The organism is Compostibacter hankyongensis (assembly GCF_039541075.1).
Taxonomy (GTDB): domain Bacteria; phylum Bacteroidota; class Bacteroidia; order Chitinophagales; family Chitinophagaceae; genus Compostibacter; species Compostibacter hankyongensis.
Window position 1 is genome coordinate 203,182 of record NZ_BAABFN010000006.1, and the last position, 11,892, is coordinate 215,073.

Annotated in this window: 10 protein-coding genes; 8 read left to right on the top strand and 2 right to left on the bottom strand. The window is 54.8% G+C overall.

The features are described 5' to 3' along the window. The first annotated feature begins 86 nt into the window (after positions 1-86). Positions 87-1,208 (top strand): Fic family protein, encoded by a 1,122-nt coding sequence (locus tag ABD851_RS13200; protein WP_344980030.1) that lies wholly within the window; start codon positions 87-89, stop codon positions 1,206-1,208. Positions 1,209-1,227: 19 nt separating this feature from the next. Then, the gene (locus ABD851_RS13205; RefSeq protein ID WP_344980032.1) at positions 1,228-1,440 is read left to right on the top strand and encodes a heavy-metal-associated domain-containing protein; all 213 of its coding nucleotides are present in this window, start codon (positions 1,228-1,230) and stop codon (positions 1,438-1,440) included. A 42-nt stretch (positions 1,441-1,482) separates the two neighbouring features. Here the strand turns inward: ABD851_RS13205 and ABD851_RS13210 are convergent, their stop codons facing one another. Continuing rightward, complete coding sequence (locus ABD851_RS13210) at positions 1,483-2,904, bottom strand: glycoside hydrolase family 140 protein (RefSeq protein WP_344980033.1); 1,422 nt, start codon at positions 2,902-2,904, stop codon at positions 1,483-1,485. Positions 2,905-3,116: 212 nt separating this feature from the next. Between ABD851_RS13210 and ABD851_RS13215 the strand changes: the two genes are divergently transcribed. After that, positions 3,117-3,518: a DoxX family protein gene (locus ABD851_RS13215; protein WP_344980035.1), complete on the top strand. Its 402-nt coding sequence runs from the start codon at positions 3,117-3,119 to the stop codon at positions 3,516-3,518. Here the strand turns inward: ABD851_RS13215 and ABD851_RS13220 are convergent. Beyond that, the gene (locus ABD851_RS13220; RefSeq protein ID WP_344980037.1) at positions 3,515-4,285 is read right to left on the bottom strand and encodes a carboxypeptidase-like regulatory domain-containing protein; all 771 of its coding nucleotides are present in this window, start codon (positions 4,283-4,285) and stop codon (positions 3,515-3,517) included. The two genes, ABD851_RS13215 and ABD851_RS13220, sit on opposite strands and share 4 nt — an antisense overlap. Positions 4,286-4,437: 152 nt before the next feature. Here ABD851_RS13220 and ABD851_RS13225 point away from each other — a divergent pair, with 152 nt between their 5' ends. The 5 genes from ABD851_RS13225 to ABD851_RS13245 all read left to right on the top strand — a co-directional run bounded on the left by ABD851_RS13225 (position 4,438) and on the right by ABD851_RS13245 (position 11,887). Further along, positions 4,438-4,974 carry a helix-turn-helix transcriptional regulator gene (locus tag ABD851_RS13225; RefSeq protein ID WP_344980038.1) on the top strand — a complete coding sequence of 179 codons (537 nt, stop codon included), beginning with the start codon at positions 4,438-4,440 and terminating at the stop codon, positions 4,972-4,974. Positions 4,975-5,040: 66 nt separating this feature from the next. After that, positions 5,041-5,601, top strand: a complete 561-nt coding sequence (locus ABD851_RS13230; RefSeq protein ID WP_344980040.1) for an RNA polymerase sigma factor — start codon at positions 5,041-5,043, stop codon at positions 5,599-5,601. Between the two features lie 50 nt (positions 5,602-5,651). After that, entirely contained in the window at positions 5,652-6,839 is a 1,188-nt protein-coding gene (locus ABD851_RS13235) for a FecR family protein (protein ID WP_344980041.1), read from the top strand. Positions 6,840-7,030: 191 nt separating this feature from the next. Further along, positions 7,031-10,306, top strand: a complete 3,276-nt coding sequence (locus ABD851_RS13240; RefSeq protein WP_344980043.1) for a TonB-dependent receptor — start codon at positions 7,031-7,033, stop codon at positions 10,304-10,306. Between the two features lie 18 nt (positions 10,307-10,324). Next, on the top strand, positions 10,325-11,887 hold the full coding sequence (locus tag ABD851_RS13245; protein ID WP_344980044.1) for a RagB/SusD family nutrient uptake outer membrane protein: 1,563 nt from the start codon (positions 10,325-10,327) through the stop codon (positions 11,885-11,887). The last annotated feature ends 5 nt before the right edge of the window (positions 11,888-11,892 follow it).

Sequence of the window (11,892 nt, forward strand, 5' to 3'; positions counted from 1 at the left end):
GTTTTTGTGAACTAAAAATATACATCAGTACAAAAAATGACATTTTTTTGAACAAATTAAGTATTTTTGTATAACAATTCACGAAAATGTTGACATTTAATCCGGGTTCTTACCAAAATCAGGGAACTTATAGAAGCTTTCAGCCCTCGTTAATTAATAAACCATGGTTGGTTCAGGATATGGAGCTGCAAAAACTCCTTTCACAAGCTGACAGGCAAATAGGGCGATTGGATATGTATAGTGAATATATACCCAATATTGACTTGTTTATCAGCATGCATATCCTTAAAGAAGCCACTCAAAGCAGCAAAATAGAGGGTACCCAGACGAATCTGGAAGAAGCCATTATGAAAAAAGAGGACCTTCAGCCCGAACAACGGAGCGATTGGGAAGAAGTACATAACTACATAGATGCCATTAACCATGCCATCCTGCGGTTACAGGAGCTTCCCTTTTCTTCAAGGCTTATCCGGCTCACCCACAAAATCCTGTTACAAGGCGTAAGAGGACAACATAAAATGCCGGGGGAATTTCGCACCAGCCAAAACTGGATAGGAGGTGCTACGCTTTCAGATGCCACTTTTATACCGCCGGTTCATACCAGCATACAGGAACTAATGAGCGATCTGGAACATTTTGCTCATAATGAAGACCAATTTTTCCCGGACCTATTAAAAATAGCCCTGATCCACTATCAATTCGAAACCATACATCCCTTTTTGGATGGCAACGGACGTATAGGCAGGCTCATGATTGCGCTATATCTGGTAGAAAAGGGCATTCTAAAGAAACCGGTATTATACCTGTCTGATTTCTTTGAGAGAAACAGACAGCTCTATTATGATAATCTTAATAACGTACGCACTAAGGGAGACTTGAAACAATGGTTTAAATTTTTTCTGGTAGGCATTATAGAAACGGCAAAAAATGGGATTAATACTTTTGACGCTATTTTAAAACTCAAAAAAGAATGTGAGCTCAAAATACAGACAGTGGGAAAACATACACCTCACTTGTTAAAACTAATGGACAATCTTTATCAGGCCCCTATTATTGATCAACAACGGATAGCCTTCCTGACAGGTGTATCCAGGGGAACGGCCTATAAATTACTGAATGAATTAACAGCTTTGGACATTCTAAAGGAGATAACAACAGGGAAACGGAGTAAAAATTTTTGGTTCAAAGATTATGTCAGATTGTTTTAAATAAACGAAAGCAATAATCATGAAAACATTACAATTCAGGACAAATATCAAGTGCAGCGGCTGTGTGGAAAAGATCACGCCCTTCCTCGATAAAGCGGCAGGGCGGGGCAGCTGGACGGTAGATCTGGCAAGCGCTGACAAAACACTTACCGTCACCAATCCCGACGCCGGTGCCGGCGCTGTAACGGAAGCCATAGCCGCCGCCGGGTACCGGGCATCGGAAATGGTATAGCCCTTACCGTTATCAACGCACATAACGACAACCCCGGCAGTATTACCGCCCCGGCGCCGGGAAATGACGGCCCGCGTCGTCCAATACCAGCACCCAGTCGTTGTCATAGCCGCTGGAAGGCGGTGTAAAACGTTTTTCGCCCCTGGCCGGGAAGGTCCCGGCAGCCGCTGCCTTCCCGTCGCGGGGGCTGAACCACCAGGCCTTCAGCTCATCGCCCTGCAGCTTGCCCAGCTGTACGGTAAACGGCTGGCCCGTCGCCGAATATACCATAGCATAGCTGCCGTCGGAAGCCCTTGTGGCGGTGATATAATCTGCGCCGGAATGCCGGTCGCCCGTAAGGATGCTGTTATCCGGGATCCGCTGCAGGAAGGGCCGGGAGCACATCAGCCTTTTCACGATCCCGGCCTGGAAGGCGCCGGGCAGGTCCAGCGCGTCGTACCAATAGCGGGGCGGACCGTTCACCGGCTGCCGTTGCGGAGCATTGAACTGCCAGATATCATGACAGCCGTATGTGATGCCGAAGGCGCCGGCAAAGAGATCCCAGTAAAACTTCTTCCGCACGTCGGCCGCTTTGGAATAGCCATACTTTTTGGCATCAAAGCAAATGGGGTGGTCTTCGTAAAGCGATTCCCCGTCCAGCACAGGCTTCACAGGCTGAAGGTTATAATCGTGGGTGATCTTCAGGTACACCGCGTCATCCTTGCAGTGCCCGGTCTGGTGCATGTTGAAGTCCAGCCAGGCATCCCGGTGAAACCAATCTGAAGAGCCGCCCGGCTCATGCGGCTGGGGATGATAGGTGATGAGCGCACGGCCGGCGCCGCCCGCACCCGCTTCGATACCCTGGGCCATGGCCCTCCAGATGGCGAGGCTTTTTGCATCGCGGGGCAGGCGGTCGCCTCCCAGTATCCATATGATATTCCATTGATCTTTATACCGGCCGGCGAGGAAACGGCCGTATCCACGGGCATTGTCCACGGTAAAAATACCGTCTCCCTTATCCCGGGTATTGCGGACATTACTGCCCCAGGTCGGCAGCAACGCGATGAATATGCCCTCCCGCGCCGCCGCTTTGATCACCGCATCCATATCGCGGAAATAAGCCTCGTCGGGCTGCATCGGATCATCCCCGTGCAGCGGCAGATGTCCTTCCGCATTGGGAACATGCAACCCTCCTTCTTCGGCCAGTACTACCGCCTGGATCACGGTAAATCCCTTTTTACGCCGGTTGTGGAGATACTGCCGGGCCTCCTTCAGGGTCAGGCGGTGAAACAGCTCCCAGCCGGTATCCGCGAGCCAGAAGAAGGGAGTGCCGTCTTCGTATACCAGGAAGCGCCGGTTGTCCGAGACTTTCAGCCTTTGTTTTTTATACCGGTCCTGCGCATAGAGCGCAACGGTTCCCGGCAGCAGCAGGGCAACGAGCAGCAGCAGGACAACCCGCCGGGGGAATAAAGAGGATGGCGCCATTCTGATTTATTTCTTCAAAGATAATATTATGGCTGCGCCGCCCAAAAGAAAGGGCATCTTTCGCCGGTACAAACCGGCGCGATCAGGACGGCAGCCCCGGGTGCCGGGTTTGAATCACGGGATGCAAAAATTGCTTATTTTTATGAAGGCGCCCTGCGGCGCAGGCGCATCCTGCGCTGGGGCTGCACCTCATCACCCTTAAACCCGCTTTTATGAAAGTAATTCTGCTGATCGGCCGGATCCTTTTCTCGCTGATCTTTCTGATGACGGCGGTCAATCATTTCTCTCCCGCCACCGCCGCCTATGCCGAATCGCAACATGTCCCCGGCGCCGCCTTCCTGGTTCCCTTTTCCGGTATCATCGCGATCCTCGGCGCGCTGAGCATCATCCTGGGCTACCGGGCGCGGGCAGGCGCCTGGCTGATCGCGATCTTCCTAATTCCCGTCAGCTTTATGATGCACAATTTCTGGGCGGTGGCCGATCCGATGACCAGGCAGTTCCAGATGGCCATGTTTATGAAAAACCTGTCCATGCTCGGCGGGGCGCTGCTGATCGCCTACTTCGGATCAGGGCCGCTCAGCATAGACAGCAGAAAAACGCGTCTTACCGATTAAGGGCCGTCTGCAGCGACCGGCCGGAGCGCCGGGAGCGCCGTATCTGCCGCTGCAGCGCGGGAGAACATACGGTAGCTGTTTTTGATATAGGCATACAGGTCGTACTGGGTAGCGTTTTTCAGGAAGGGATACGAGGGGCGGTACCGCTTCAGGAAGAGGATCAGCGAGTCGTCGGGGATGAGGGGGATGATCTTTTTCACCACTTCAGGGTTAAAGACATGATCGATATATCTTTCCTGCTCGTAATTCAGCAGCTCCTGCCGGAAGCGCAGCTTCCGTTTATTGGCCCTGAAATGCGACCATTCATACAGCTTGTCGATATTGATGCCCACACCCAGGGGCGCCACGGCAATGATCTCACCCGCCCGCGGCTTATGATAATGAAAAAATTTATCGTACTCGCTGCGCAGCTTCGCTGAATCGCTGCGGTAAGTATGGGCGACAACGGCTATTTCCGGCAGCTGGTTCACCTTCCGGGGCAGCGTCACGGTAAGCTGCCGCCGCCCGCCGGCGGCCAGCTCCTTTTCTTCAAAGCCGAGGGCGGAGACCCGCAGCCGGTCGCCCGGTATGGCAGGGATGCTGAAGCCGCCGCTGTCGTCGGCCAGCACCACGGTATAGGTGGCCAGGTTGGCGATGCGCGCCCCGGGAACCGGGGAATGCGTGGCCGAGTCTTCCACCCGCCCGTGCAACGGCGTCTGCGCCGCTGCAGGACGGCAGCAACACCATAACGAAAGTAAAACAAGCGGTAAAAAGTAGCCTTGCTTCATTCCCGGAACCGGTTTGGGACATTTAATAAAGATAAGCCCTCCGGGCTGAACCGCAGCCGGCAAAGGACTTAAAAAAATGTTATTTTAGGATAATCTTTAAAAGACGAAATTTTTGATAAATATTAGATATATTTTTTCTCTCCTTTTGTCGGGTGAAGGAGCTCATCGACAAGGAGAAGAAGGCTATCGGCATACGTATCCGCCAATTTCGCAGCCTGCTCAGCCTTACCCAGTCACAGCTGGGCAAGGCTGCCGGCATTTCCAAAGACACCATCCGCTCCATGGAAGCCGGCAAGGGTTTTACCGGCGATTACCTCCTGGCCGTCAGTCACTTTTTCTCGATGAAGCTCTACGATTTCACCAACTACGATAAGCCGCTGCCCGATGAGCTGACCATACGGTCACAAATGCGGAGGTATCATCAGCAACACCGGTCGTCGGCCTATAAGATACTGGAAGAGCCGCCTCACCTCAACGCCGTCATCGAGTTCCGTTTGTCAAAGACCGCTTTTCTTCATACCCCCAGGAGCGTGAGAGAGATCATCGATTTCTGCCGGAGCGAATACAACCTTACCTTCAGAAGCGCATCGGTGAGCCAGGCGCTCAAGAACGCCGTAGACGACCGTATCCTGAAAAGGATTCCCAAAGACGGCCGGAATTATTTATACCAGGTGCTGAAGAAGAAATAAAGGGCTTCCCTGCTGTTTTTAAAATGATTAATATTACACCGGAAGAGCCGAGCGCTCTCATGCATTATGCGATCCGGTGCGCATATCCCCCTGGCAGAAGAAGCTTTCATACAGCTTTATGACGCATACAGCAAGCGCCTGTATGGCTTTATTCTTGCGCTCGTACATGCGCCGGCAGCAGCGGAAGATCTTACCCAGGAACTCTTCCTGAAGCTATGGGTAAACCGGGAAAGCCTGTCGTCTGTCAACCACATAGAACATTACCTCTTTGCCATGGCGCGGAACAAGGCGCTGAATTATATCCGGAAAGCGCAGAACGACGAACGTGTTATGGCCCTCCTGAAAAACAGCATGCATGAAGCCGTTTCCCCGGTAGAGCATCAGGTGGCTTTTTCGGAATACGAGCAGCTGGTCGGACGGGCGCTGGAACGGCTGTCTCCCCAGCGCAGCCTTGTTTTCAGACTGAGCCGCTATCAGGGGTACGACCTGGAGGAGATCGCCAGCCGGCTTCAGCTTTCCCGCAACACCGTAAAAAACCATCTCTCCCAGGCGCTCCGTTTTATCCGGGGCTATCTCACCGACCATCACTTCCCGTTTCTCCTGCTCCTGTTTTTGCTGACCCGGTAAAAATTTTCCGGCCGGTTAGTCCTCTTTTCGTCCTGAAGTGTCTTGCTTATATGGCGGCAGACTCGGAAAGGCTGAATCATCTCTTTGAGCGATACCTCCGGCGGGAATGCACGCCGGAAGAAGTGGAGGAACTGGTGTCGCTCCTGCAGCAGGCAGATACCGGAGAAAAGCTCTCCGGCCGGCTGTCGGCGCTTTGGGAAACGCTGTCCGCAGAAAAGAAAAGCTACCCGGTGGACTGGCGGGAGATGTATAAGAACGTAACGGGTCATCCGTCAACGTCTTCCGTACGGATCCTCCGGCGAAGGCGGCTTTACCTTACCGCCGCTGCAACGGCCGCCCTGCTGCTGGGTTCTGCGGCCGTTTATTTCCATGATCATACCCCTTTGCGGTCGCCGCAGGCTTCGGCAGGCGTCCGGCAGGAAATTACCCCCGGGGGCAACAAAGCCCGGCTGACCTTATCCGACGGGACGACCGTCCCGCTGGGCGAAGCGGAAAAGACCATACCGGTCCGGCAGGGAAACGTACGCGTCAGACAGGACAGCGGGGCGCTGACCTATCATGCCCTGCAGGGGAATACGTCACCGGCATCACCAGAATACAACACGCTCTCCACGCCGCGCGGAGGGCAGTACCAGCTGCAGCTTTCCGACGGCACACGGGTATGGCTCAACGCCGCCTCCTCGGTCCGCTACCCCACGGTATTTACCGGAAAAACGCGGGAAGTGGGGATAACCGGGGAAGCCTATTTCGACGTGGCGCCCGATCCCGACCGTCCCTTCGTGGTCCGTGCCAACCATACGGAAGTGAAGGTATTGAGCACCGAATTCAACATCGATGCCTATCCCGACGAGCACCGGGTACGCACTACCCTTGTGAAAGGAAAGGTAAAGGTCCGGCCCGAAGGAAACAATGGCAGAGCGCTGCTCCTGCAGCCGGGACAGCAGGCAGAATCGCCGGAGGACGGCCCGACGCTGCTGGCAGCCGCCGATGTGGACGAGGCCACCGCCTGGAAACGGGGATTGTTCGTCTTTCATAACGACGACCTGGCCTCCATCATGCGAAAGCTGGGCCGCTGGTATGACATAGAAGTAAGTTATAAAGAAAACCGGCTTCCCTCCAGCCACTTTACGGGGGCCATACGCCGGCAGGAGAATATCGGCAGGGTGCTGGAAATGCTGGCCCTCACCGGGGGAGCTCATTTTGAGGTGCGGGGCCGGCAGGTCATCGTCACCCCCTGAGCGGGCGACCGGACCTTTTTTTAGGGTAAAAAAACAAATCCGGGAATGCGGCAACATTCCCGGAGGATATTTCATAAACATCAGGCAGGACAGCCCATGTTCATTCAAAACCAAACCAAGATATGCAACAATCATTACCCGGACAAACCAGATATGGCCGGCCCCGGGCATTCACAAAAACCTTCCGGATCATGAAACTGGCCCTGACGCTCATGCTGACGGTCTGCATGAAAACTTCGGCGGCGGTATACGCCCAGCAGACGCGGATCACCCTTTCCCTCAAAGCCGCCACCCCGGAAGAGGCGTTTGCGGCCATCCGGCAGCAAAGCGGTTATTTGTTGCTCTATAACAACGAAAAAGTCGGCCAGCTGCAGAAAAAGATCTCGGTACAGGTAGAAAATGCAACGATCGGGGAAGCGATGGATAAATGTCTGGAGGGCCTTCCCCTCTCCTGGCGGATCATGGACAATACCATCATCATCACGCCCCGGCCGTCTTCCCCTTCGACAGCAGAACAGCCGCCGGCAAAGGCGCCGCCGGTTACCGGCACGGTAAGCGACAGCACCGGCCAGCCGCTCGTGGGCGTATCCGTGAAGATAAAAGATGGCAGCGGGGGTACGGTCACCGATGCCAGCGGCCGCTTTGAGCTGGAAGCCCCCGAAGACGCCGTGCTGGTGTTCAGTTATATCGGCTACCAGCTCAGGGAAGTACCGGTAAACGGCAGCCGGAACCTGACGGTGCACCTCCGGGCCGTATCCAATACCCTGGACCGCCTCGTGGTGGTAGGCTACGGCGTACAGAAAAAATCCAGCCTCACCAGCGCCGTATCGGATATCCAGGGAGATGCGCTGGTAAAACGCCCCGTATCCAATGCTCCCCAGGCCTTACAGGGCCTTGCGCCCGGCGTTACCGTGGAAGATCGGGGCGGGGCGCCCGGAAAAGCCAACGCCGCCATCCGGATCCGCGGGGTCACCACGCTGGGCAACAACGATCCCCTGGTGATGGTAGACGGGGTAGAACAAAGCCTGCAGGATATCAACCCGAATGATATTGCATCCGTGACCGTGCTCAAGGATGCCGCCTCTACGGCGATCTACGGATCACGGGCTGCCAACGGTGTGGTGCTGGTCACCACCAAAAGGGCCAGCGCCGGAAAGCTGAAGGTGCACTACGACGGATATTATGCCATTCAGAGAAGCATCTACCATCCCAAGCACATGGGACTCGAAGATTACCTTAACCTGCAGAACAACGCTTCGGTCAATGCCGGTGGCGACCCCAAATATACCCCACAGCAGATACAGGACTGGGTACACGCTACCGACCGGTATAAATATCCCATGCCGAATGTGTGGTTCGACTATTTCCTGAGCCCCGCCCCGCAAAATAACAATACCCTTTCCCTGGAAGGAGGCAATGAACAGATCAGGACCATCGTAACCCTCAACTATTTTAATCAGCAGGGGATCATACCGCAGTCGTCCGGCGATAAAAAAGAAGTGCGCGTGAACACCGATCTGAAGGTATCCAAAAGGATATCGGTATCCGGCGACTTCAACTACCGCATCAAGGATTACCTGTCCCCGCTGCATGAAAGCCAGGCCTTCCGGTACATGCTGAGCGGCTCCAACTTCGCCGTGCCGCGCTACCCGGACGGCACCTACGGACTGGGCTCCGAAAATTACAGCCCCCTGGTGACCGATGTGCTGGACGGCTCTTCCAATGCCGCCGGCCGCTATGGGTTTTTCAACCTGAAAGCCAATATCGAGCTGCTCAAAGGCCTGCATTTCCAGACACAATATGCGGGAAGGCTGGAGTCGTTTACGCAGAAGAATTTTGCCAAATCGTATGAGATCCGGGACTATTACAACAAGGATAATATCCTGAAATCGGTCAGCCCCAACAGCCTCACCGAGATCCGTAACAACGAATCGGAATATACGCTGAACAACCTGCTGACCTATGACGCGGTATGGGGCAAACATACGCTCAATGCCCTGCTGGGCTATTCCCAGGTCGCCTTCAAAGCGGACACCCTCTCCGCCTACCGGAACGGCTTTTATAACAACGATGTGCAGGCGATCTCCCAGGGCGCCGACGATTCCCGCGACAACAGCGGGCACGATTACTCCTGGGGGCTGCGTTCCTATTTCGGACGGCTGACCTATAACTACGCAGACCGGTATTTTTTCGAGGCGAATGCCCGGTATGACGGGTCTTCACGCTTCACCGGAAAAAACAAATACAGCTTTTTCCCCTCCTTCTCCGGCGCATGGCGGCTGTCCCAGGAATCTTTCTGGGAAGGGCTGGCGCCTGTGCTCAGTGAGTTCAAGCTCAGAGGCTCCTGGGGGAAAACGGGTAACCAGGCGGTAGATCTCTACTCGTATTACGAAGCGTTGTCTGCCTATAATTATAATTTCGGCGGCAATGCGGCCCAGGGGATCATCCAGACCACCCTCGCCAACCAGGATCTGACCTGGGAAACCAACACCCAAACCGATGTGGGGCTGGACGCCGCGCTGCTCAGGGGAAAGCTGGGTCTGACCTTCGATTATTATGTCAAAAAAACGACCGGTATCCTGCTGGTGCTGCCCATCCCCGGCACCGTAGGGCTGATTGCGCCTCCCCAGAATGCCGGTGTGGTGCAGAACAAAGGCTGGGAACTGTCCCTCACCTACCGCGATCAGCTGGGCGCGCTGCAGTATAACCTGACCGCCAACCTATCGGATATACGCAATAAGATACTCAGTCTTGCCGGCACCGGACCCTATATCAACGGCTCGCCGAACGAGGTGCTGACGATCCGGAAAGAAGGGCTCCCCATCGACGCGTATATGGGGTATAAAACCCTCGGGTACTTCACCTCCCAGGATGAAATTGACCACTATCCCGTTTTTGACCCGGGTACCAAGCCGGGAGACCTGAAGTATGCCGACGTAAACGGGGACAATGCCATCAATGCCGACGATTATGTAGTGCTGGGCTCAAGTATCCCCAGGTACACCTATAGCCTGAACATCGGCCTTACCTATAAGAATTTTGATGCGAACATCTTCTTCCAGGGTGTGGGAAAAGCCAACGCCCTCCCTTCGGGCGCGCTCCGGGAAGAGGGCAACTGGGGCGGCTTTACCCTGGACATGCAAAAGGACTACTGGACGCCTGAAAATACCCATGCAGCCTTCCCCCGCCCCGAAGCCAATTCCATACGCAATTCGCAGATGTCGGATTTCTGGATGATCAACGCGGCCTACCTGAAGCTGAAAAACCTTCAGATCGGCTATACCCTTCCTGCTTCGCTTACGGAGAAGTGGCATATCCAAAAGGCAAGGGTATACCTGAGCGGCTCCAACCTGCTGACCTTTTCCGAAGCTACCCAATACGGACTCGATCCCGAGTTTCCCTCGGGAAGGCTGGATTATTATCCGCAGGTATCCCTTTATACCGCCGGCATTAACCTTGATTTCTGACCCGATCAAAAAGAAAAAATGAAATACAAGCTATATATCCTTTTCGCCCTGGTGCTGGCCGGCTGCCAGCCCCACCTGCTGGATACCGTGCCCAACGACCGCGTCACCACGGCCATTTTCTGGACCCAGGAAAAGGACGCCGTCCTGGCCTGCAACGCCCTGTATAATTACCTGGAAGGAATGGAAATATTTTCCTGGGATGCCATGTCCGATATCGCCAGGCCCAACCAGAACTTTATGGATGAGGCCTATATCGTCAAAGGCACCTTCGATCCCCTGAACGGGCTGATCGAAACCCGGTGGAACAACGCCTACAAAGGCATCCGCGCCGCCAATTATTTCCTGGAAAACGTGGACAAGGTACCCACGGAAGACACAGATCTCGTTGCCCGGCTGAAGGGCGAAGCCCGCTTTATCCGCGCTTATCTCTACTTCCGCCTTGGCTCCGTGTTCGGTGGCGTGCCGCTGATCACCAAGACCATCTCCATCGAGGAAGGCAAAGCGCTGACCCGCACGCCCGTATCCGGGATCTGGGATTTCGTGGATAAGGAATTTCATACTGCCGCCGGAGAGCTGCCTGACAAAGCCGCCGAGCCGGGCAGGATCACAAAGGGCGCCGCGCTGGCCTTCGACGCCCGGGCCATGCTTTTTGCCGGGCGCTATGACAAAGCCGCCGAAGCTGCAAAAGCGGTCATGGACGCCAAGATCTATAGTCTTTATCCCAGCTATGAAAAGCTGTTTTCCTATGATGCGGAAGACAACAGCGAGGTCATACTGGACAAACAGTTCATCAAAAGCGTGCAGGCCAACAACGCCTTCGACCTGCTGGCGCCCTATTCGCAGACGGCGGCCGGCAACATCGTGCCGGTAAAAAAGATCGCGGATGCTTACGAAATGTCCAACGGCATGCCGATCGATGCGCCGGGCAGCGGCTTCGACCCGAAGCAGCCCTATAAGAACCGCGATCCCCGTCTCGGCTATTCGCTGTATGTGCCGGGCAGCAAACTGCCCGACGGCTCCGCTTACAACTCGGTTCCCGGCAGCGGTTCGGCCGATGCGGTGGGATATAAGCCCGGCTCCACCAAAAGCGGCTTCAACATCAAAAAGTATATCAACAAGGAAGATGCGGCAGACCGTGCGAACTGCGGCATCAACATCATCCTGATGCGGTATGCGGAAGTGCTGCTTACCTATGCCGAAGCCCGTATCGAACAAAACAAGATAGACGGCTCCGTATACGATGCCATCAACGAAGTGCGGCAACGGCCCGATGTAAAGCTGCCCCCTGTAACGGGCACGCATACCCAGGAAGAGATGCGGACCATCGTCCGCCGCGAACGCACGACCGAGCTCGCTTTCGAGGGCCAGCGCTTTTTCGATATCCGTCGCTGGAAAACGGCTGAAGACGTCATGAACGGTCCTTCCTATGGGATGACCTATGTGGATGGCAGCGGCCGGCTGGTCACCATAAAGGACGAAGCCTTTGTGGAGTTTTTTGATCCCAAACGCGACTATGTATGGCCCGTCCCGCAAAAAGAAATTGACCTGGACCCGCAGCTGGAACAGAACCCGGGATGGTAAGCCAC

Excerpts from the sequence above, each read along its gene's own strand:
- ABD851_RS13210 (WP_344980033.1), bottom strand. The coding sequence starts at position 2,904 with ATGGCGCCATCCTCTTTATTCCCCCGGCGGGTTGTCCTGCTGCTGCTC.
- ABD851_RS13230 (WP_344980040.1), top strand. The coding sequence starts at position 5,041 with ATGCGATCCGGTGCGCATATCCCCCTGGCAGAAGAAGCTTTCATACAG.
- ABD851_RS13235 (WP_344980041.1), top strand. The coding sequence starts at position 5,652 with ATGGCGGCAGACTCGGAAAGGCTGAATCATCTCTTTGAGCGATACCTC.
- ABD851_RS13245 (WP_344980044.1), top strand. The coding sequence starts at position 10,325 with ATGAAATACAAGCTATATATCCTTTTCGCCCTGGTGCTGGCCGGCTGC.
- ABD851_RS13215 (WP_344980035.1), top strand. The coding sequence starts at position 3,117 with ATGAAAGTAATTCTGCTGATCGGCCGGATCCTTTTCTCGCTGATCTTT.
- ABD851_RS13205 (WP_344980032.1), top strand. The coding sequence starts at position 1,228 with ATGAAAACATTACAATTCAGGACAAATATCAAGTGCAGCGGCTGTGTG.
- ABD851_RS13240 (WP_344980043.1), top strand. The coding sequence starts at position 7,031 with ATGAAACTGGCCCTGACGCTCATGCTGACGGTCTGCATGAAAACTTCG.
- ABD851_RS13220 (WP_344980037.1), bottom strand. The coding sequence starts at position 4,285 with ATGAAGCAAGGCTACTTTTTACCGCTTGTTTTACTTTCGTTATGGTGT.
- ABD851_RS13200 (WP_344980030.1), top strand. The coding sequence starts at position 87 with ATGTTGACATTTAATCCGGGTTCTTACCAAAATCAGGGAACTTATAGA.